This is a genomic window from Burkholderia stabilis, assembly GCF_001742165.1.
Lineage (GTDB): Bacteria > Pseudomonadota > Gammaproteobacteria > Burkholderiales > Burkholderiaceae > Burkholderia > Burkholderia stabilis.
In genome coordinates this window covers 3,117,847-3,140,187 of the sequence record NZ_CP016442.1, presented here as the reverse complement: position 1 = coordinate 3,140,187, position 22,341 = coordinate 3,117,847, and the positions used below count along the sequence as shown (strand labels likewise).

General features: G+C 58.3%; 17 protein-coding genes and 1 pseudogene. 5 read left to right on the top strand and 13 right to left on the bottom strand.

The features are described 5' to 3' along the window. Positions 1-276: 276 nt before the first annotated feature. The 10 genes and pseudogenes from BBJ41_RS14630 to BBJ41_RS14585 all read right to left on the bottom strand — a co-directional run. Positions 277-2,277, bottom strand: a pseudogene (locus tag BBJ41_RS14630) (error-prone DNA polymerase); the annotation flags it as partial. A gap of 228 nt (positions 2,278-2,505) precedes the next feature. Next, positions 2,506-3,441 (bottom strand): LysR substrate-binding domain-containing protein, encoded by a 936-nt coding sequence (locus tag BBJ41_RS14625; RefSeq protein ID WP_226147272.1) that lies wholly within the window; start codon positions 3,439-3,441, stop codon positions 2,506-2,508. A gap of 158 nt (positions 3,442-3,599) precedes the next feature. Then, a complete protein-coding gene (locus BBJ41_RS14620; RefSeq protein ID WP_069746986.1) occupies positions 3,600-4,736 on the bottom strand; it encodes a porin in 1,137 nt (378 codons plus the stop codon). Positions 4,737-4,795: 59 nt separating this feature from the next. Next, on the bottom strand, positions 4,796-5,413 hold the full coding sequence (locus BBJ41_RS14615) for a GAF domain-containing protein (RefSeq protein WP_226147273.1): 618 nt from the start codon (positions 5,411-5,413) through the stop codon (positions 4,796-4,798). Between the two features lie 407 nt (positions 5,414-5,820). Further along, complete coding sequence (locus tag BBJ41_RS14610) at positions 5,821-7,011, bottom strand: M24 family metallopeptidase (RefSeq protein ID WP_069746985.1); 1,191 nt, start codon at positions 7,009-7,011, stop codon at positions 5,821-5,823. 40 nt (positions 7,012-7,051) lie between these two features. After that, positions 7,052-7,945, bottom strand: coding sequence for an ABC transporter permease (locus BBJ41_RS14605; protein WP_069746984.1), 894 nt, complete (start codon positions 7,943-7,945; stop codon positions 7,052-7,054). Continuing rightward, the gene (locus BBJ41_RS14600) at positions 7,945-9,000 is read right to left on the bottom strand and encodes an extracellular solute-binding protein (protein WP_069746983.1); all 1,056 of its coding nucleotides are present in this window, start codon (positions 8,998-9,000) and stop codon (positions 7,945-7,947) included. Before BBJ41_RS14600 ends, BBJ41_RS14605 begins: the two co-directional genes overlap by 1 nt. A 13-nt stretch (positions 9,001-9,013) precedes the next feature. Next, complete coding sequence (locus BBJ41_RS14595; RefSeq protein ID WP_069746982.1) at positions 9,014-10,063, bottom strand: ABC transporter ATP-binding protein; 1,050 nt, start codon at positions 10,061-10,063, stop codon at positions 9,014-9,016. 3 nt (positions 10,064-10,066) lie between these two features. Beyond that, on the bottom strand, positions 10,067-10,930 hold the full coding sequence (locus BBJ41_RS14590; RefSeq protein WP_069746981.1) for an ABC transporter permease: 864 nt from the start codon (positions 10,928-10,930) through the stop codon (positions 10,067-10,069). Positions 10,931-12,114: 1,184 nt separating this feature from the next. After that, positions 12,115-12,330 (bottom strand): hypothetical protein, encoded by a 216-nt coding sequence (locus BBJ41_RS14585; protein ID WP_135370783.1) that lies wholly within the window; start codon positions 12,328-12,330, stop codon positions 12,115-12,117. A gap of 202 nt (positions 12,331-12,532) precedes the next feature. Here BBJ41_RS14585 and BBJ41_RS14575 point away from each other — a divergent pair. Both BBJ41_RS14575 and BBJ41_RS40430 read left to right on the top strand, forming a co-directional pair. After that, positions 12,533-13,650, top strand: a protein-coding gene (locus BBJ41_RS14575) for an IS3 family transposase (protein WP_370512851.1) whose coding sequence is annotated in 2 segments (ribosomal slippage) — positions 12,533-12,791 and positions 12,791-13,650 — 1,119 coding nt in all. Because the reading frame shifts where the segments join, the coding sequence is not laid out codon by codon here. Positions 13,651-13,858: 208 nt separating this feature from the next. Beyond that, entirely contained in the window at positions 13,859-14,242 is a 384-nt protein-coding gene (locus BBJ41_RS40430; protein WP_069746979.1) for a hypothetical protein, read from the top strand. Between the two features lie 62 nt (positions 14,243-14,304). On the opposite strand, the gene BBJ41_RS14565 is transcribed toward BBJ41_RS40430, so the two are convergent. Then, entirely contained in the window at positions 14,305-15,984 is a 1,680-nt protein-coding gene (locus BBJ41_RS14565; RefSeq protein ID WP_069746978.1) for a P-loop NTPase family protein, read from the bottom strand. Between the two features lie 191 nt (positions 15,985-16,175). After that, entirely contained in the window at positions 16,176-16,412 is a 237-nt protein-coding gene (locus BBJ41_RS42095; protein WP_416053548.1) for a transposase, read from the bottom strand. A gap of 366 nt (positions 16,413-16,778) precedes the next feature. Here BBJ41_RS42095 and BBJ41_RS14555 point away from each other — a divergent pair, with 366 nt between their 5' ends. The 3 genes from BBJ41_RS14555 to BBJ41_RS41395 all read left to right on the top strand — a co-directional run bounded on the left by BBJ41_RS14555 (position 16,779) and on the right by BBJ41_RS41395 (position 21,097). Continuing rightward, the gene (locus BBJ41_RS14555; RefSeq protein WP_069746977.1) at positions 16,779-17,024 is read left to right on the top strand and encodes a helix-turn-helix domain-containing protein; all 246 of its coding nucleotides are present in this window, start codon (positions 16,779-16,781) and stop codon (positions 17,022-17,024) included. Between the two features lie 140 nt (positions 17,025-17,164). After that, positions 17,165-18,649: a tyrosine-type recombinase/integrase gene (locus BBJ41_RS14550; RefSeq protein ID WP_069746976.1), complete on the top strand. Its 1,485-nt coding sequence runs from the start codon at positions 17,165-17,167 to the stop codon at positions 18,647-18,649. A 15-nt stretch (positions 18,650-18,664) separates the two neighbouring features. Next, the gene (locus tag BBJ41_RS41395; protein ID WP_197680888.1) at positions 18,665-21,097 is read left to right on the top strand and encodes a VPA1269 family protein; all 2,433 of its coding nucleotides are present in this window, start codon (positions 18,665-18,667) and stop codon (positions 21,095-21,097) included. Positions 21,098-21,142: 45 nt separating this feature from the next. On the opposite strand, the gene BBJ41_RS14535 is transcribed toward BBJ41_RS41395, so the two are convergent. Then, positions 21,143-22,260, bottom strand: a protein-coding gene (locus BBJ41_RS14535) for an IS3 family transposase (protein ID WP_370512851.1) whose coding sequence is annotated in 2 segments (ribosomal slippage) — positions 21,143-22,002 and positions 22,002-22,260 — 1,119 coding nt in all. Because the reading frame shifts where the segments join, the coding sequence is not laid out codon by codon here. Positions 22,261-22,341: the final 81 nt, after the last annotated feature.

The following is a 22,341-nucleotide window of genomic DNA, read 5'->3' as shown; positions in this document are numbered from 1 at the left end:
GTCGAAAGTGAACGCATTATATAACCACCATAATACCAGTCAACGAACTGGTATTAGCGTCTTGAAAATCGCTGGAAGCCTTGCTGCACAAGCGTTTTAGTAGCGGTAAAGCCTTTGTTTACAACGAAGTACGGGATAGGGATTTACCCGGATTGGTATGCAAGGGGACAGTTCCAGTGTGCGTCCCGGCCGGGTTTTGGGTGCGAATATGAGACCGAAATAGAACCAGTTGAGCCAACTGGTATGCATCACGCAAGCCAGCACGACGCCGGCGCGTCAGTGGAATTCGCGGCTCGACGTGCGCAGGCCGCCGAGCAGCGGCGTCAGATCCTCGAAATGCTGCGCAATGAGGTGCCTCACGTCGCTCACGACCTGCCACACGCCGGACGCGGCGAGCAACCGCGAATCGAGTGTTTCCCGGCGCTGCCGCACGAGCAGCTCGGGCCGCACGATCACGTTCACGCAGCCCGTTTCGTCCTCGAGCGTCATGAACATCACGCCTTTCGCGGTGCCCGGCATCTGCCGTGCGGTCACGATTCCGCACGCGCGGGCGAGCCGGTCGTCCGGACGATCGCGCAGTTCGGCCGCGGACGACAGCCGCTTCGCGCGCAGCGCGAGCCGCAGCAGTGCAACGGGATGGCGGTTCAGCGTGAGGCCGGTGGTGTCGTAATCGGCGAGGATGTCGTCGGCTTCCGACGGCGCGCCGAGTGCGGGCTTCTCCGGCTCGTCGATCGGCGCGGCGGCGAGCAGGTCGCGCTCCGGCGCCGCGGCGACGGCCTGCCACAACGCATCGCGGCGATGGCCGGCGAGCGTCGCGAGCGCGTTCGCGGCGGCGAGCGCTTCGAGATCACGGCGTTCGAGCTGCGCGCGGCGCGCGAGTGCGTCGACGTTCTCGAACGGGCCGGCCGCGCGCGCGGTTTCGATCCGGCGGACGGCGGCTTCGCCCAGCCCGCTCACGAGCGACAACCCGAGCCGAACGGCCGGCTGGCCATGCGGAGGCGACTGGCCGGGCAGCGCTTCGAGCGATGCTTCCCAGTCGCTTTGCGTGACGTCGATCGGCAAAACCTGCACGCCGTGCCGCTTCGCGTCCTGCACGAGTTGCGACGGCGGATAGAAACCCATCGGCTGGCTGTTCAGCAACGCGGCGAGGAAGATCGCCGGTTCGTGGCATTTGAGCCAACTGCTGGCGTAGGCGAGTTTGGCGAAGCTGGCCGCGTGGCTTTCGGGGAAGCCGTAATCGCCGAAGCCCTTGATCTGCTCGAAGATCTGTTCGGCGAATTCGGGCGGATAGTCGCGCTCGCGCATCCCGTCGACGATCTTGCGGTGATATTGCTCCAGGTTGCCCTTGCGCTTCCACGCGGCCATTGCGCGACGCAGTTCATCAGCCTCGCCGGGCGTGAAGCCTGCCGCGATCATCGCGATCTGCATCACCTGCTCCTGGAAGATCGGCACGCCGTACGTCCGTTCGAGTGCAGGTTTCAGATCTTCCTTCGGGTAACTGACCTTTTCGATCCCCTGCCGACGCTTCAGATAGGGATGCACCGCGCCGCCCTGGATCGGCCCCGGCCGCACGATCGCGACCTCGATCACCAGATCGTAATAAGTACGCGGGCGCAAACGCGGCAGCATCGACATCTGCGCACGCGATTCGATCTGGAACACGCCGACCGTGTCGGCGCGGCAGATCATGTCGTAGGTCGCTACGTCATCCTGTGGAATGTGTTTCAGCGTGAACGGCTTGCCGTCCTGCTCCGACGGCCCGCGCCATGCAGTGCGCATGTCGAACGCGCGATGCAGTGCTGACAGCATCCCGAGCGCAAGCACGTCGACCTTCATCAGCTTGAGCGATTCGAGATCGTCCTTGTCCCACTGGATCACGCGCCGCCCGTCCATCGCCGCGTTTTCGACCGGCACGAGCCGCGTGAGCTTGCCGCGGCTGATCACGAAGCCGCCGGAGTGCTGCGACAGGTGACGCGGAAAATTGAGCAGCCGCGCGGCGAGTTCGGCCCATGCCTGGATCAGCGGCGTCTTAGGATCAAGCCCTACCGTCGCAAATTTCTGAAGCAGGTCGCGGCTGCCGTCGAACCAGCGATGCCCTTTCGCGACGCGATCGACCAGCATCGGATCGACGCCGAGCGCCTTGCCGGTTTCGCGCAGCACGCCGCGCGGGCGGTAAGTCGATACGGCGGCCGCGAGCGCGGCGCGGTCCTTGCCGTATTTTGTGTAGATATGCTGGATCACCTCCTCACGACGCTGATGTTCGAAGTCCACGTCGATATGGTACCCATGGTTACTCTACCGAAGAGCGATTGATTACCCGCAGCTTCGATTCATACGATTCGGCACCATTTCACGAACCTGCAGATCAGGCTAAAGAGCCTCGGCAGCAGCGTTTGGCATGCGTGGTGCGTTAGACGAGATACATTGCGCTGAGCACGTTCCGGATACTCGGCTGCAGGTATTCGTACCTGTACTCGACCGTTACCCCCTGGACATCTAATCTTTCTACAAATGATCTTCCAAGAGATCCAGTGTTTCCTTCAGTATTGATTCGCTGAGCGATATGAACTTCTGAAGTTGCGGCGAGGGCGGCGGAATCGTCGGTTTGATGCGAAGCGAGTGAAACACGACATCATGCTCGAAACGTCGAAAGACGATGTCTTGCGACGACAGGAAGTCATATGCAACAACAGGATGGACGAGACCGATGCCGACGTTTTCTTTGGCCATCGTGCAAATGTTCACTGCATACCTAACTTCCGCTACAACCTGTCGATTCAAATCCGCGTTGAGGAAAAAGCTGTCGATGCCCCATCGAACCATTGCGGCGGGTTCGTATGCGATCAGCGGTTGATCACGAAGGCTCGCTATTGTTACGACTTTCTTTTTGGCCAGCGGGTGGCACGCAGGAATGGCGCAGATTGCGGGCGTGCTGCAAAACAGCTCCGCATCGAGGTCCGATACGTCAACCCCGCCATTCACAAACCCTAACGACAATGTTCGTGAGGCAACCTGATCGCGAATGGTTTCCGACGGCGCAACGGACAGCGCAATCTTGGTCGAAGGCTCCTCTTTTCGAAATGCCGCGACGGTTCTCGCAAAAAGGCCAAGGCTGTAGGTCGTAACACTGCCTACGCGGATCACCGAGGATTCGGGATTGCGCAAGCCGACGGCGAACTCACGCAAACTCTCCAGGCCCGCATAGCGGCGTTCCACCTCTTCAAAAAACGATTGCGCTTCCGTCGTTGGTTCTAGTCTGCCGCGCTCTCTGTTGAACAAGGTCAGCCCCGTAGACCGCTCCAACTCCGCGATCAACCGGCTGATCCCTGGCTGAGAGGTACCGACCAGCGCAGCAGCTTTTGTCGCAGTGCGGGTAAGCATTAGCGCTCTGAAAGCGTCGATGTGACGGAAGTCCATTCGGAGAATTTCGAGTGTTGACATCGCCGATGCACCTGCCTGCGTGCTGCAGGATGGGCGATTGCAGGTGGATGATGCTAGCACAAAGGCTGTCCGCTCCAGGTCGCCCGAAACGCTCGATAGCCTTGCCTCACCACGAACATAGCCGCCGACAGGGCAAATGTCGGCAGCTAGGTCTGCTGTCAGAACTGGTGACGTATACCGACACGCCCGACAAACTGACTCGAGCCGCTTGCCGCCGTGATGTTGTTACTTGCCGCAACGGCGGTATGACCGGTCGAGTCGATGCCGCTCGCATGCAACCAGTCGCTGGCAAAATACAGGTAGGTTCTCTTGGACAGGAAGTACTTCGCTCCGACGTTGACTTGCTGGTAGCGTGCGCTCTCTGCCTTCGTAAACGTGTACCCGGCTGCGACATAGACAGTCGGACTGATCATCCAGCTCGCGTTTGCCTCGTAGTTATTGAAGATGAATGTCCCGGCCTTCGGCGTGCTGCTGGTCGCAACAACGTTCTTGAACTCCGTGTTCGAGTAGACGGCCGCAAGCACGACGCTCCCGATCGTATAGCTGGCTCCGGCCGTTGCGATCTGCAGGGCACCGGCCGACGCGTAGCCGCTGTAGATGGGCGAAGTCACCGGATTGGCGAACGTCTGCCCACTGACTGGCGAAGACGCTGCATTCCAGATCGTGATCGCCGGATCGTTCACCTTGAGATAGCCGACGGCGCCCGAAAAGTTGCCGTTCGAATACGACGCAACAAAGTTCGTCGTCTGCGATCGCGTGAAATCGCCGGCAGTATTGCCGAACCCATATAGCGCACCAAACGAAAAGCCGAAGAATGTCGGAGACGTGTACTTTACGGCATTCGAAATGTTGAAGTCCCCCCACAGATTGTCGACGTCTCCGGGGTGCGCGCCCAACCCACCGTCGAAGCGATTCGGAGCAGCATAGGCGCCGAGCGTCTCATAAGAGAGATCGTACTGTCGCCCGATGCGGACCGTACCGTAAGGGCTGCTCACCCCGACGAACGCCTTGCGCCCGAAGAGCGCGCCGTTGTTCCCGAACTTCCCCGTGTTTGGATCGAATCCGTTCTCGAGGTTGAAGACGGCTTTGTAACCGCCCCCCAAATCCTCCGTTCCCAACATCCCCCACTTACTGCTGCCGAGCCCCCCTTGCTGGAGGATGTAGGAGCGGTCTCCTTTCTGGTTGCTCGTAAACTGGAACCCATTGTCGATCGTGCCGTACAGCGTGACGGAGGACTGCGCGTGCGCCATGACGGACAACCCCAAACCCGCGAAGAAGACAATTCGATTCTTCATTTATTATGTATTCCTATTAATTATACGTATAAGTATCCAGCGACTCGTCAAGAGCCGATCTAGTTCTGCGAGATGATTTTTTGCAGCGGTGCGATAGCCAACCCTGCGAACACGTCGATTGCGGGCAAGTCTGCCTCGCTGTACCAATTTTCTTGATGAAGGAGATTCAACGTCCCGACCGTCTTTCCATCCCAACGAATGGGATAGTTGACCGCGCTCTCGCAGCCGAGAGAGCGAATGAGTTCATGGTCGAAGAAAGCCTTCTTCATGTCCTCGTAGTTCCGGCATATCCGCGGTTTTCCACCCACCACGACATCTCGGAAAAAGTCGTTGCTTCGAACGATCGGCTTGCTGCCCCCGACCGGATACGCTCCCGGCTGATTCGAGTAGTACCGTTGGTTCTTGTCGTGTGAAAGGTCAACCATCAGAACGGTGAACAGCTTGTGTCCGACCGTATTGGCCAGTCCCCGATCGATTGCCGCCAATCCTGGGTCTGGCTGATTAGGAAGTGCGAGCGCGGAAATCGTCGCTGCCTCATTCTTCTCGATGTTTCGGGGCGATATGTCCTTGTCAACGGAGCGCCGGGTATCACCGACAGTGATGCCTCCGGTGCAGCTTGCCAGGATGGTCGATCCCATGACAAGTAACATCTTTCTCTTACTCAGCTTGCTGTCCATCAAGAGCTCCCGTGAAATTGCTTTGATAAAGACGTCTGGCACTCGGAGGATCTTGCTTGTTGTTTTGATATAACGTCGAGCACGGCACGTGCGCAGGCCTTGAGGCATGCTCGAAGTCATTGATTACGAAATGAGTTCGGCGCGAAAAATCGACATCGGGACCATCTTGAACCGGCGCAGAAGAGGTCGCGACATCGCCGGGTGAGTCATCTCATAGACGACTCAGAACCGACTCATACGCGATGTCCGATGTTCGACCGACCGCCCGACGGTATTCCACCAATTTGGTAATAATCGTCCCGCAATCACGCATCATTGATCAATAAATTAGTTATCCATAATTAATGGAATGATATGTGATGTATTTTTTTGACGATAAGCGGTCGGTTCGCTGAAACCCCGTTACATCAGACGATAGTTGCGTAGTCGATCGTTCGCGGCGTGGTCGTCATAATCTCGGGCGTCGATCCGACGACGACCGAGTCGTCAAGACGGAAGCCTCCGAGACCAAACACATAGATGCCCGGTTCAGCGGAGTACACTTCGCCTGCCAGCAGCGGCCGATGGTTGAAGGCCATGTCGTCCGGGTACTCATGCCCCATGATCCCCATTCCGTGCCCGGTGCGATGTCGAATGTATTGCGCACAGCCAGCCTTCTCGATGACGGCCTGCGCAGCAGCATCGATTCCGGATACCGGGCGGCCGGTCACCGCCGCATCAGTCGCTGCTTCGTTCGCTGCTCGGGCCGCCTCAAAAAACCGCTGTTGGTCGGCATTCGGCCTGCCGCAGAACCAGGTTCGTTCATTCTCGATGACGAGACCGTTCAGTCGCGGAATCACGATATTCACGAGACCATCGCCGGCCTGGATCCTCGCGCCGCACGACGCGCCGTCACCATGCGGCGAAGCCGACGCCGGACCAGAAAGTGTCCAGCAACGCAGAACCTCGAGATTCTCCCCCGGGAAGCGACGTGCCCCTTCTTCGACCATGAGCGACGCCATCTGGAAGTCCAGCTCCTGAACGAGACGTCCCGGCCGAATGTTTTCCCGATAACGCTCCTGCACCCAATCCGACAGCGAAGACGCAGCGCGCATCACCTCCAGTTCCTCAGCGCCCTTAACCCACCGCAGTGAGCGCAGATCGCTGAGCATCGGAACGAAGCGAACGCCAGGGATGATCTGCCCCGCCTTCGACAGCACGGCCGGCGTTGCATCGACGCCAATCCGGCTCGATCCGAGGCCGGCCGAACGCAGCCGTTCGGCGATCATTTCCGACAGCGCGGGCAGCCGCGGCCTGTTGTCGACTGCACAGTGATGCTCGAGGTAATAGCTAATGTCGTTGACCCAGACCGTTTCGCGCTCCGTTGCGAATCGCATGTGGCTGGTCGACAGCTCGTTCATGATCGCGAAGGGCTCGCCGCTCGCGGGAATCACAACGAAGATGGGGCGCTCCCACGTCTGTACATCGACGTGGAAATTCGTTGCCCACTGAAAGAAGTCCGCCGTCGAGAACATCAGTGCGTCTACCTGGTGCTCCTTCATCATCGATCGCATCGAGATCAAACGCTGATCGTAAGTTTTTCTTGAGAGTTTCGGCATGTTCGGATTTTCCTGAGAAGAAACTGGTTGATGCGTTCCGTCAGGACTGCATAGTCTTGACGTGGTTACGCTGGATCACCAGATTTGAGAGGACTGCAGTCCCCAACGTGACAACCATCAGAATGAGCGCGAGAGCCGAACCAAACGGCCAGTTCGAGGCTTTCGAAATCTGTTCGTAGACGGTCGGTGCCATCATCGTCAGCCCTGTTCCGCCCAGGAGAACAGGAGTCGCGTAGGCGTTCATGCACAGAATCAGCACTAGCATCGTGCCGGCCGCGATCCCGGGGGTTGCCATCGGCAACACGATCCGGAAGAACGAGACAGCCGGGGAAGCGCCCAGGTTCCGCGCAGCTTCCTCCACGGACAGGTCGATCCCTTCGAGCACACTCTGCAACGTCAGGATCATGTACGGCAGCACAACTCCCGTCGTCCCGAGGACCACCGCAAGCGGCGTGTACATGAGGCGGATCGGACTGGAAACAATCCCGAAATGAATGAGCAGCGCGTTGACGAACCCTGCGTTTCCGAGGATGACCATCCACCCGGCTGCTCTGACCACGCTTCCGACCAGGAGCGGAAACACGATGAGAATGATCAGCAAGCTCTTGCGTTTCGACTGAGACTTGGCGAGCGAGTAAGCGACCGGGAAACCGAGCACCAGCGAAAGAACCGTGCATAAAATCGAGATCTTCAGCGTGCTCCAGAGAACCGACTGGTAGTACGGGTCGGTGAAGAACCGCCTGTAGTTTTCCGTGGTCAGCGCCGTCTGCATCAGATCGACAGGATCGAAATGATTCAAGCTGTAACGAACAAGCTGCAAGGCAGGAACAAGCACGATGAGCGCTACGATGGCGGTAGCGGGCGTGGCAAGCAGGTAACCCGTCTTTACATTCGACGAGCCTGATCCATGGGCTGTCTGGGTATTCGCGCTCATCACAGTCCAGCCTTGAATTCCTTCGTCCAGTAATCGAGGAACGCGGCGCGCTGATTCAGCATCGCTTCATAGTTCGGCTTGACGAAGAGACCGAGCTCGGCGTCCGTGAAGCCGACTTGTTGCTGAAGAGTTGAGGGCAGCGCCGCATTACGCACGGTCGGCGCATAGCCCATCTTTTCCGCGAATGCCTGTTGCGCTTTCGGGTCGAGCATTGCGTTCAGAAACTGGAATCCGCACGTATCACCTGGTGCATTCTTGGGAACGGCGGCCTCGAAGAATGCGGGTATCGCCCCTTCGCGCGGCACCGTAAAATCGATCGGCAATCCGGCCTTCTTCCATTGAATGGCGCGTGCCTTCCACATCCATGTCATCTCGATCTCGCCGCTCTTCAACGCGGCGGCGACCGCTTCATTTGACGGATAGACTTTCGGGCGATTTGCCTTGAGCTTGTTGAGAAAGTCCCGGCCGGCCATCATGCCACCCGACCGATCACCGGCGGCCAAACCAGCAGACGCACCGATCAGGCCGTAGAGGAGATCGGAAAAACCTACCTTGCCGCTGTATTTCGGGTTCAGCACATCCGAGAAGCTTTTCGGAGCCGTCCCCTTGCCGGAAGTGAAGACAAGCACGAATGCACTGAACATTTGCGCGACCGCGTAAGGCTTCTTGAACTGATCGATCGTGTTACCGAGATTCGGTACGAGCGCGGGTTGAATCGGCTGCAAGAGACCCGCGCGATTCATCTCGTACATGTCGATATCAGACAGGCACGTAACGTCGAGGGAGCCACGCCGTGACATTTTTTCCGCCCGCATTTTTGTCATGCGAGACGTCTGATCCGCGGTCGCGAAGACGACGCTGCCGCCCTGAGGCTTGATCAATGCAGCCGCGATATTGGTATCCAGAAGATTCTGGTAATCACCGCCCCAAGTCCCGACAATCGTGCTCGGACAAGTGGTGGATGCCCATCCTCTGGGTGAGAAGGCCGCGACAGCAGGTGCCAACGCGGCGCTTGCTGTCAGCTTGAGAAAGGTCCGGCGGTCAGTGGTGTTCATCGTTGTTACCTGCCTAGTCGAAGAAATGGCAATCACTTTCGGCAAAACTGAGGTTGCAGCGTTCGTCGGGGCCAAGTCGCAATCCGCTCGCCGCGATCGTGTTCGGCAAGTGCGACATGAAGACATCTCCAGACGGAGAAACGGCGCGCACCTCCAGCAACGAACCTTTGTAGATCGTCGCAGTCACCCGGACCGGGACGTTGATGAGACCGGAGACGGGGCGTTCGTTGATGGAGACGCGTTCGGGTCTGATTCCCAGTGTCCGGGTCCCCGGGCCGCCGTCGAAAATGGGAAGGCTCAGGCCTTTGCTGGTCAGGAAGCCATCCTTGCCGCCCGTACCGCTGAGAAAATTCATCACGCCCAGGAAGTCGGCGACGAACTTGTTGGACGGTCGTTCGTACAGGTCAGATGACGTACCGACCTGCTGCACACGTCCGTCGTGCATGATCGCGAGGCGGTCGGCAATCGTCAGGGCCTCCTCTTGATCGTGGGTAACGAAGATGGTCGTCAGGCCCAGCTCGCGTTGCAGCGCGCGAATCTCTTCACGCACTTCGACGCGAAGCTTCGCATCGAGATTCGACAGCGGCTCGTCGAGGAGAAAAACGTCCGGCTGAATGGCCAGCGCGCGGGCAATGGCGACGCGCTGCTGCTGGCCGCCTGACATCTGCCGGGGATATCGATCCTTTAGCGTGCTGAGGCGCACCATGTCCAAAGCGGCACGCACCCGCTCCTCGCGCTCGGTCCGAGACACCTTGCGCATTTCCAGGCCGAATGCCACGTTCTGGGCAACCGTCATGTGCGGAAAAAGCGCGTAGCGCTGGAACACCATCCCCGTATTGCGGGCATGGGGTGGCATGAACGTGATGTCGCGTCCGTTGACGACGATCTCACCGGAAGTCGGCTCAACGAAACCGGCGACCATGCGCAGTGTCGTCGTTTTTCCGCATCCGCTCGGGCCGAGGAACGCAACGAGTTCGCCCTCGGCGATTTCAAGCGAGAAATCTGCGACAGCGGTGTGGTCACCATACCGCTTGCAAAGATTTCGAATGGAGACGTGACTCATTTTTCACACCACCTGACTGAGTTTGACAAAGCGATCCGTCACGAGCATGACCACCCCTAGAACCACGATTTGAACCGCCGAGACGGCAGCGATCGTGGGATCGAGACTGAACTCGAGGTACTGCATGATCGCGATAGGGAGGGTTGTATGACCTGCGCCGACGAGCGGCAACGTGATCTCGAGATTCTCGAACGAAACAATGAAGCTGAAGAGCGCAGACGCAACGATCGAGGGACGAAGCAAGGGCAAAGTCACGCGCGTGAAAACTGTCCACGGACGCGCCCCGAGATTGCGAGCGGCCTCTTCGATCAGCGGATCGACACCGGTCAGCGATGCGGACACGAGACGCAAGGTCCAGGGAATAGTTAGGCATACGTGAGCCGCGACTAGCGCCGGAAACGTACCGACGATCCCGATATTCATTGCGTTTTCAGCCCGCAACATGAACAGATAAATGGCAATCCCGGCGACGATCCCAGGGATTACCAGAGGGCTTAGCAAAACGAACCGGACTGCCGACTTCCCTCGGAAGTCGAACCGATGGATGGCCAGTGCTGCAGCAACCGCGACGCTGACGCCGATCGCCACGGCGCAAAGTGCGAGTTCGACACTCAGGACGAAACCGCTTGAAAACGCCTCGTTGCTCCAGGCCGCCCGATACCAGTGGAGGCTGTAACCGGTAGGCGGAAACGTCGGGATCGAATCGGAGAAAAAGCTGAGCCACACGACAAACAGCAGCGGGCTGAGCATGAAGACGTAGACGGAGCAAACCAGCACACGTCTGAGGTATGTCGCGAGTCGGGCCGCGCTCGGGCGGCGGCTGGCTCGACTCCGGATTTCGTATCGCTCGCCTTGGGTTGCTGACATTGCGGTCACTTTCTCACCATTCGTATGTGAATACCGATGCATTTACATATTCATAGTAGCATCGCTAAAAAGTTGGCCTATAGGCGTAAACGCGGGTTGGGGTTGCAACCTGGTTGCTCCACAAGCCAACGAAGGTTCAACCCCGGAGTTCTGCCCTGCGCCTCAAAATTTGTAGCGGAGTTCCGGCAAGAATCTGAAGCTGGTTGGCGCCGGCCCTGACTGCGCCTGCGGCCACTGGAGTGCGCAAGAGATCGCTCAGATTGGCCGCACCGGCGGCGGACACACCAGCAACCGTCGGAAAGCTGACGGCGGCATTCGGCGTATTTCGCGCGAATGCGACCGCTACGTAGGTGTCCACCTGCTTTGAGAGGAAGTAGTCGAGTTGGGCGCCAGCAGCGTCGGATGCGTTGTCGTGTCCCGCATCAGGAGCTTGTAGTACCCGCCACGCAAATTCAGTGCTGGGGTCAGCAAGTAACTTGCACCCGCCCAAAAGAGCTGTGAACGATAGGTCTTGCTCAGAACGCCGCCGACTTCATCGATTGTGCCGGCGTAGCCCGCATACAGCGTCGCCGCCTTGTACGAATACGTCGTGCCGATCGTCCACGTCTTCAGGTTCCAGTTGTCGAGGTAGGCCGATCCGGCTGACGCCGATGGCGGCTGAAGAGAGCGAACGGCATTGACCAGTGCTCCCGCGGGATCCCAGGGGTTCGCTTGACGGTTGGATACCGCTTCTGAACGTTAGTCGCGCATGTGCTGAGCTTGATCCGCGAACGACGCGGCAATCGCAATGCTTGTACAGACAACCACCTGACCGAGACTAATGTGTGCCCGGCCGCTACCGCACCGCGACCGATCCGCATGCGCGCGCCAGTTGTCCGTTTCGCAGCGACGCCATCTGATTGGCCGACTGCAGGTGATCGAGCGTCAGGCGCGGACACAGCAGCGCCCGCGGGTCGACGAAGCGTGAAGCCCATCGTGCGGTAGTCCGTCACGATCTCCGGCACTGCGGCTGCGCCGGCGCCGTGTAATCGCGCTCGGTATCGCGCTGTAGGTCCAGATCATGCACCGCTGCGGCTACGAGCCAAGGCGCGGGGCGTCGGTTGGGGCCGGCAAGCGAACACAGCGCATTGGCGCGGCCGAGTATCCGGCTTGCGTTGATTTTGACGCCAAGTTGGCATGGTGGGTCACGGAGGTCGCAATAGTCCAGGCTCAGATTCGCCGAGCCGATCCAGACGCAACCGAGCTCCCCCGAGTACCTCGGTCCCATCGACGAGCTTGCGCGCAATCAGGTACCACACCTTGCCGTCGGCCTGCCACATATAGTAGACGGCCAACAAGGCAGCGCCGAGCGCAACCTTTCGATAGTTCTCCAGCAAGTTGAGCCACTGGATCACGTCCACCTGCCCCGTCTCGCCCTGGAGCATCACGGCACAGCGCCCTAGCATCGCAAAACGACGATGGCCATTTGCACCGCACTCCTCGACGCAGCAATGGCTTTGGGAAGCTCGCCCCTCGAATCGAGCGGTAGCCGCGCTGACCTGCTCCCCGTAAACCGGGCCAGTCGGAATCTAGTAAAGTCCGTTTTCGGAGAGGAAGACGGACATGAAGAAGCGCTTTTCGGAAGAACAGATCATCGGCTTCCTGAAGGAAGCGGAGGCGGGCCTGCCGGTGAAGGAGCTGTGCAGGAAGCATGGGTTCAGTGACGCCTCGTTCTACACGTGGCGCGCGAAGTTCGGCGGCATGGAGGTGTCGGAAGCCCGTCGGCTCAAGGAGCTGGAAGCCGAGAACGCGAGGCTGAAGAAGCTGCTGGCCGAGGCGATGCTCGATATGGAAGCCCTGAAGGTGGTCGTGAAGGGAAAGCCCTGAGCCCGCAGGCCAGGCGCGAGGCGGTCGCGGCGATTCGGCAGAAGGTCAATGTCTCCGAGCGCCGTGCCTGCCGGCTTGTCGGGCTTTCGCGCAGCGTGCTGCATTATGAAGCGCAGCCGGACCACGAGAATGAGGCGCTCAAGGCGCGCCTCATCGAGCTGGGGCACCAGAGGCGGCGTTTCGGCTATCGGCGGCTACACGCGCTGCTGGCGCGCGAAGGAAGGCACGTAAACCACAAGCGCGTGCACCGGCTGTATCGCGAGGCCGGACTGGCCGTGCGGCGCCGGCGACGGCGCCACGGCGTGATGGTCGAGCGCGAGCAGCTGGCTTTGCCGAGTACGCCGAACGAGGTGTGGTCCCTCGATTTCGTGATGGACGCATTGTCCAACGGGCGTCGCCTGAAGTGCCTGACCATTGTCGACGACTTCACCAAGGAAGCGGTCGAGATCGTGGTGGACCACGGCATCTCGGGTCGGTATGTGACGCGCGTGCTGGACCGGGTGGCGCGCTTCAGGGGCTACCCGAAAGCGTTGCGCACGGACCAGGGACCCGAATTCACGAGCCGCGCGCTGGACCAGTGGGCCTACGCCAACGGCGTGACGTTGAAATTGATTCAGGCGGGCAAGCCGACGCAGAATGCGTACATCGAGTCGTTCAATGGCAAGTTTCGTGACGAGTGTCTGAACGAGCACTGGTTCACGACGCTCGCCCACGCCCGGGCCGTGGTGTCGGCATGGCGCCGGGACTACAACGAGGCACGGCCGCACAGCGCATTGAACTACCAGTCGCCGGCCGAATTCGCGGCGAAGCATCCGGCACCAGTAGGCGCTCCTGTCTTGCAGGAGCATGTTTGAACAGGACTTTACTAGAAGCTCCGTGGCCCTATCGAAGGGGCAGGTCAGCGCGAAGCCAGAGTAATCAACGCCTGGTGTCGCAGAATTGCTTCCAGCGCGGGGCGTGCAGCACCTCGAGCCATACAAGCAACGCCGACTGCATCGCCAGATTTTGTGGAATGTCGTTACATTATCGAGGTCGGTTCGATACGGTAAACGACGAGGTAATGTGAGCAGCAATAATATTGATGATCTGACTGCGGCGAAAGCGATCTCTAGCCAAGCCTGGAACGACCCAGCGTCGTATCACCACCTTCTTCGGGAGTCTCAAACACGGCTTGAGGCTGTACTTCAACGCGAACCCGACGATGTGTCGGTCCTAACTTGCCTGGGAGCGGTATTGTGCGATTTGCATTTGCACGGGCAAGCACACAACCATATGAAGCGCGCGATCTCATTAGGATCGACCGACTGGAACACATACTTCAATGCTTTCGTTGCCATGCTCGTGTGCGCAACGATCGACGATGCCCGAGCAATGCTCACCCGGGGCGCGGGACTAGAAGCCGATCCTGTGACGTGGCAGGCCTACTTTGACGTTCATGCGATGTAAACGGATCACCTCCAGCTTTTGCTCGCAGCTCGAACCAGGAACAGGACGGTCGCCGTAGTTGATCATGCATCAGCAATGTGAACTCCCCATCGCTTCACCTTCATCCGGTTCAGCGGCGACTGCCGCCCAACAACTGTGAGTGCCCCAACGACGTTCAGGCGGACTCGCTCACGATCCTCCATCCCCACCGGCAAATTGAGCATTCCGGAGATGAGTTTCGGCAAGTTCTCACCTTGGTTGACCATGAGTAGCTCGACCAGTTGCTCCGACTCTGCTCGAACGAACGCCGGTACAACCCGGTCGTCCCAATGTTCATTTGCGACGATGATGTCAGCCGCTTCCTGCAAAGTCAGCGCGTCGCCAGAATTATTGAAAATCTCCAGAAACCGTGCACGCGTCCGTGGGTCATCGACCTCGCCGAGTCGTGAGTGGTGGTCGACATCAAAAATTCTTGGAGTGTCCCTTCGTTTCCCGATGTAGATCTCAATGATTTCGTCCGCCTTCTCGTCAAGTCCGAGCTCACGAAGCACCTTCACCGTACTGTTCAGATTGACCGGCGAAATCACACGTGCGGCTGCAGTTACCGACCCGACAAACGCGTCGGCAAGTTCGTCCGCAGTCACGTCGAGTCTGTTATGAAACAGATTCCATGCGTCCGTGAAGATTCCGTCGAGCCTTGCGCGATCAACCCCTTCGTCCAGACTTGCAGCATGCTCGCTGATCGCAGCCCCTTGAACGTACCCGCAGCTCATCGCATCGAGGAGAGCAGCATCGAACTCGTCCGCACTTGTAAAGCCGCACGCTTCCAGTTTTTCGACCCACGCTTCTTTATCCGCATCTCGCCCCGCCTCGGCTAGCTTCCGTCGGTAGGTGAACGCGTTGTATTTCAGAATCACCGCCGGCTCCGGAAACTCTCGACCTCTCTCATACAAGGCGCACGCAAATACGGCAACCGAAATCGCTGCCTGTTGCTGGACGGCAGGAGAGCAATTCTCAATGACCGGATAGATCATCCGCAACGCGCCTGCAATCTTCTGAATCACCCGGATATTCGCGATCTCGAGATGTTGGATCGGTTGCGTCACGAAGCTCCGCAACGGCACATCATCCGGCAGGCCCAGCTCAACCGCGTCTTGCGGCGACATAATAAACTGCAGCTTTTGATCGACGACCTTCTCTGCGTAGAGTGCATAGCTCTTTTTGGCATCGTCGCTCAAACCATCTTCATTGAAGACCATAATGACCTTGCATCCGGCTTGCTCTCTGAGCTCCGACACAAGCCCCATTAGGTCCTCCATCTTCACCTTTTCATTGAGACGCTCAAAATCGTCGAGTACAACGAGCGTATCCCTTAGAAGTGACCCGGCCATCGTCTCCAGCGCTATCACCAAGTGCTTGCCGCCAAACGGGATCATCTCCTTCAACTGATCAACGGTCTCGCGGAATCTTATTCGCCCCGCCTGGCGTTCAACTTTTGCGCGAACGCCAGCATCAGCGTCCCCGGTCAAGGGAAATGCCCTCGTTCTAGCCAAGAGCAAAGTACGTACCTCCGCAATGGACTGGGCACCAAACACGGATGCGTACGAGTACCGCTTGAGCGATCCTGAACCCGTATAGGATTCGATTATCTTTTTGAGCGTGAACGTCTTTCCTACTCCCCAGAGCCCCGTCACGGCGAGGACCTGAGGCGTTACATTACCGACGAAATTCTCAACGACCGACTGAATCTGCTGTCGCGACATGGTCACCTCACCAAGCTCTTGTTCCGGATATCATCCTAGCCGGTGCAGGCAAACTCGAATAGTCGTGGACGACCTGTGTGTATGGTTGAACGAGACGATCGCCCCTAGCACGACCATCCGGCGTCAATAGGTCGGGGGCAATGGCACCTCATCGATGCCCACGCTCAAGTCTCGCGCTTCACCGACCGAACTTATCCCGCCTGCTTCGCAAAGTATGCAGCGGCCTTCTCGAGCATATCCCGCTCCTCCGTTACACGAAGCAGTTCCGCCCGAAGCCACTGAATTTCCGACGAGTGCTCGGGGCTGGTGTCCACCGCAGGATGCGACGCATGCCGCTCCCTGACCCAGCGATGCAGGCTCCACGTTGACACACCCAACCTAGTCGCGACCTGCTTTACGGAAGCGCCACGTTCCAATACTTGCCGCACCGCTTCAGCTTTGAACTCCCTTGTGTATCGCTTACCGGTCGGGAGCTTTCTGCGTGTCTCGTCACGAGACCGCTCCGGGCTCGCCGCACGCAGAAGATCGAGATCACGCTCTCCCTGGTGCTTGGAGAGCACGCGCTCAATGGCTATCAACACTTTCGAGGATTCCGAAGCACGACCATGTCGACTCGGAGATGACGCGCTACCGCGCACCAGATGTGCGGTGTCTTTCATAAAGCTACAAACAAGATGGAGAGGCGGATCTAGTCGAGCAACGGCAGATTCTGAGACCGCCTGACGATCGAAGCCACGCGAAAATGGGTCGTAAATGCCGTGGCCAACATTGGATGATAACCGGACGATACCCGAATGGAAAGGGTATCGGGACGAAACGACGCAGACGCGCACCTCAAAGCGTTGGGGCGCTCTATTCGAGCTCGTCGAGAAATCCTAGAGATCTCACAAGAGTCACTCGCACACCTCGCGCAAATTGACCGAAGTCACATGGGAAAGATTGAGCGGGGCGAGCGAAACGTCACGCTCCTGAATCTCGTCAAGATTGCCGGGGCACTCGCGTGCAAACCTTCTGACCTGCTTCAATCCGCCGGCCTGTAGGCCACGGCGTCACTATCTCCGCGTCATAAGTCACTCTCGGTGCACTCCACCTGAATTCGGTAGCACCGCACTCAGTCACATTTCTGCCTTGTAAGCCATCAATACTTCGTCGGCGTGACACTCTGAGTGAGGAGTGAGCGATGCACGCTAGGCACTTCTGGTCGATCAAGTACGTCTTCGTTCGCGAATTTCCGCATCGCCGCTTTCCGCTCGTGTTCCTGAACGGCGACCCGGGATACGTGATCAACGAGTGGATCGCCCACATGCTCGACGGTGGCATCGAGCAGTCATTACTTGAAGAACGCATCCGCGCAGTCCTGCATCTCCACGATTTTTGCTGGGCGCGTCACGGCCAGAACCAGCTGTCCGAACAGGCTGCCCACTCACTCGTCGGTGAATTTTTGACAGCCAAGAAGGTGGGCACGGATAGACCTGACGGAACGTATCCGCTAGGTTTGTTCTGGCGTCCCGTGCGACGTGCAACGTTATTGAAATATCTCGCGGGCCTAAACGCGTTCGATACATGGCAGGCTGCCTTCCATCGCTCCAAACGACTAAATCCATCTGAGCAGCGGCTGATGACCGCTTGGGAGTTGTACTCCGAGTTCCGTCGTCGAGAGCGGTGGGATCCAATGCTCCACTTATTTCCCTCTCAGCGAAAAGAGAAAACGGTTCATCTCCATCGCGCTCCACACTGGCATCAACGTCTGCAGCGAGCACCACATTCGAGCCCCAAGTGCTTCCCGTTAGCGGCTTTTGTCGACCTGGTGGAACAATGCAGCAATCCGCGCGACAAGATGTTGTACCTGCAGATGTTTGGTTTAGCTCTTCGAACCTCCGAGCTACTTCATCTCTACACGGAGGACGTTTTCGGGATCGGTCGATATGGCGAGGCTCGCGTTCGCCTCGATGACCCGGAAACTGGTTTGTGGAACTGGCGAGACTCGCAAGGTAAGCATCGATCGACCACCCGCACAAGCTATCTCGAATCCAACTGGTCCAATGAGGAGTTCAGGGATGCATACCCTGTGCTTTATCGGTTGGTTCCGCGGACTCGCTATGGCCGCCGCGGTGGTATGTACGCGGGATTCAAGGGAATGACGTTCCACCTGGGCTCGGGGCTCGATGCTACGTCCTTTGGCAACGAAGCGATATGGATCGACCCGCGCATCGGTGTGTATTTCTTGAAATGCTTCAAAGCGTACATGGAGGAGCATTTCCACGGGAGACCGAAGCGATGGCCATTTCACCCATGGCTGTACATCCATTTAGACAGAGAGAGGTTCGGCTTGCCGATGTCGCTTCCCGCGGTGAAAAAGACGTGGAGCAGGAGCATGAAGCGCCTCGGGCTCGAAAGCCTGCATCTGGGCCCCCATTCACTGCGCCATCTCGCCGGCTTCTATTGCGCGAACGTCCTCCGGCACCCTATCGAGACAACCCAAGTGCTCCTGCGTCACGCTCGTGTCGAAAGCACGCAGATCTACTACCACCTGACGAACGATACGGTTCGGCACGCGGTGGTCGAATCTGTAACGCAACAGCACGATATTCCACCGAGCGATATGCCTTATCGGGGGGAGCGCACCTCGCTGGATTTGCCCTCCCATTGGACCAGTATCACCTAGTGTCGATGAGCCATCATGAGACTCCCGAAGGCCTTCTCTGCTCCGACCGTGTCGAGAGATCAATCCTCGCTCCGGGTCACGCAAGGATTCTGGTCTCGCAAGGAAATACGATTCAATGCCGGAGACCAGGTCGTCATTCTCGACTCGTCGCTTACGGTCGCACAAATCCGCAAGCTCTGTCTCCAGCTTTATAGAAAGCACCTTCGTGACGAGATCACCGCGCGATTTGACCGCTGCGTTGAACTGTCGGATGGCTCCTTATCGCGAGCTTTTGACTCACCGACCTCGAGTTTCCGTCTGTGGTTTCCGCTCACGCTGTTCAGAACATTCCACCAACAGCTTCCCTCTGGAAAAAAACTTGATGCCTTCACGTGGCAAGAGTTCACCGCGTGGTTCAAAGAAAGTTATCCGAGTGGCATTGAGCAGCAGCGAGCCTTTGTGATCGACGAGGTCACTCAGTCGCTCAAGCACTCCTCCGACGGGATGCCCAGATTGAATGGTTCTTCCACCTCTTGGCTACACCTTGGAAAGTCAGAGTTTCTCCAACTGCTCGAAGCGTTGTCACAAGAGTCACTTGATGCTGCAATTGCAATTCTCTGCGTTGCTCAGCAATTTAGCTGGAACAAACACCGCAATGGATATGATCTCAGCTGGGCACGAAAGCACAATCGTCAAGTGCTATCGCGTCTTAAAGCGTTCGCCGTTCCGTGCGCAACGCTATCCAGCATTCCCGACGGGATGTCATTGCTGAACATCGCGAATGCCGCAGAGCTCACATTGGTCAACCTTGTCCAACGTGGCTCAATACTTCTCCCGTCATCCCAAATGGTGTACCCAGAAGTCTGTCGAATCGCTGCGCCTCATTGGCCATGGAGCACGATAAAGCCACACCACCGACCGTTACTGCAACTGCTGATTTCATCGACTGATGTCCGTAACGTCAATGATGTCCCAGCACAACTGAGGGGTTGGCTTTCCGGCTTCAAGGAGAGCCACTATGCCTACAGTTTGACCAAGCATCTCGTGGAGCCAGTGCAGCGTGACAATACCAAACTCAGTCCATGGCCCCTCAGCGGTCTTCACGGGGGCCGTCGACAAGGAGCAAAGGCGCAGAACGAGGTGTGGACACCCACCGCTATCGGTGACAAGAGCGGCTTCGCATGGAGTCGATTTGCGGAGCTCGTTGTCCAAACGAGTGAATCTGGAAAAGCACACACTCGAGCTTCGCTACGCAGCATTGTTCAATGGGCGACACAGAGAGAAATCCAATCTCCCGCGGACATTACCATTCGTGACCTGATCGATCCGGCTGCTCCGACGAGCAAGATCACGTTCAAGTACTATCTCGCGAGCCGCATTCAGCAAGGGAAAATTTCAACCGGAACGGCGTGGGGATACTGGCATTCAACCGCGCATGCCTTTCGTGGCGTTGTCAACGCCCTAAAGCTGGCGCCAGACGCGCTGCTGCCTATCGACGAAAGTCCGTTCGAAGCCATCGAGAACCCGTTCAACATAAGCCAACAGCACAAGTCTTCTCGACGCCGACTACCCAACAGCGTGCACGATGCAATGATCGATGTACTGCTGGAGGCAGACGACACGGGAACACCAACATTTCGCTGGGCAAAGACCATTTGCCACACAGATTGGTTCGAATGGCGATCTCACGTAGGTGGGCAAAGTGAGACAGTATGGTGCCCGTCAAGATGTGCACTTCTTGCTCTGCTGCTTCTTCTACCGATCCGAGCAAAGCAGGCTCGGTGGCTGGATCGCGGCCTTCTAGACGAGCATATCTGGGACGTCGGCCAACACCGATACGTTGTGAACAAGCACCCCCTTCGAAAGTGGCGGTACCCTGATGGGAGCACGCACCGGCAGCGTTATGGGCGACCGAGCGGGGTACTTCAGCCACTCGTAGATCCAATGCTTGAGGAAGAAGAACTCGGTATCTTCATCAATACCAACAAGACCCAAATGTGGGATCCATCTAGTCGACGTGGATATGAACTTCCATGGCCGAACATTCGGGAGGATCACGATTCCAGCATAGCGTCGCAAACCGCGCAGTGGTTAAACCGTCCGTACACGTTGATTGCGAAGCAGATCGACTGGATGAACCAGTACCACCCCAATCCAATACCAATCTCCTTCGGCGACTCAATTTCCGACAGGCTACAGGTCAATGACAAGTATCTTGACTTGTTGCCGGCATTCACACCACTCTTCGCGGACTTGAGCAACGAGTACTACAGGGGCGACAACAAGCAAACGCGTTACTACCAACCTGTATCACACAACAAGCTTTATAAGTTGTTCAATGCGCTGTCGATCGAAACCGAAAAGAGGCTCGCCGCCGAAGGACGGAATGTAAGACTCACTCAGACGAGTACATCAAGCTCCAGCCATGAGGGCCGGACCAGCATATACGAGATCCATGGGCTTCGGTGACCTGCCCCCTTCGATAGGGCCACGGAGCTTCTAGTAAAGTCCTGTTCAAACATGCTCCTGCAAGACAGGAGCGCCTACTGGTGCCGGATGCTTCGCCGCGAATTCGGCCGGCGACTGGTAGTTCAATGCGCTGTGCGGCCGTGCCTCGTTGTAGTCCCGGCGCCATGCCGACACCACGGCCCGGGCGTGGGCGAGCGTCGTGAACCAGTGCTCGTTCAGACACTCGTCACGAAACTTGCCATTGAACGACTCGATGTACGCATTCTGCGTCGGCTTGCCCGCCTGAATCAATTTCAACGTCACGCCGTTGGCGTAGGCCCACTGGTCCAGCGCGCGGCTCGTGAATTCGGGTCCCTGGTCCGTGCGCAACGCTTTCGGGTAGCCCCTGAAGCGCGCCACCCGGTCCAGCACGCGCGTCACATACCGACCCGAGATGCCGTGGTCCACCACGATCTCGACCGCTTCCTTGGTGAAGTCGTCGACAATGGTCAGGCACTTCAGGCGACGCCCGTTGGACAATGCGTCCATCACGAAATCGAGGGACCACACCTCGTTCGGCGTACTCGGCAAAGCCAGCTGCTCGCGCTCGACCATCACGCCGTGGCGCCGTCGCCGGCGCCGCACGGCCAGTCCGGCCTCGCGATACAGCCGGTGCACGCGCTTGTGGTTTACGTGCCTTCCTTCGCGCGCCAGCAGCGCGTGTAGCCGCCGATAGCCGAAACGCCGCCTCTGGTGCCCCAGCTCGATGAGGCGCGCCTTGAGCGCCTCATTCTCGTGGTCCGGCTGCGCTTCATAATGCAGCACGCTGCGCGAAAGCCCGACAAGCCGGCAGGCACGGCGCTCGGAGACATTGACCTTCTGCCGAATCGCCGCGACCGCCTCGCGCCTGGCCTGCGGGCTCAGGGCTTTCCCTTCACGACCACCTTCAGGGCTTCCATATCGAGCATCGCCTCGGCCAGCAGCTTCTTCAGCCTCGCGTTCTCGGCTTCCAGCTCCTTGAGCCGACGGGCTTCCGACACCTCCATGCCGCCGAACTTCGCGCGCCACGTGTAGAACGAGGCGTCACTGAACCCATGCTTCCTGCACAGCTCCTTCACCGGCAGGCCCGCCTCCGCTTCCTTCAGGAAGCCGATGATCTGTTCTTCCGAAAAGCGCTTCTTCATGTCCGTCTTCCTCTCCGAAAACGGACTTTACTAGATTCCGACTGGCCCGGTTTACGGGGAGCAGGTCATCGGGTCGCTGGA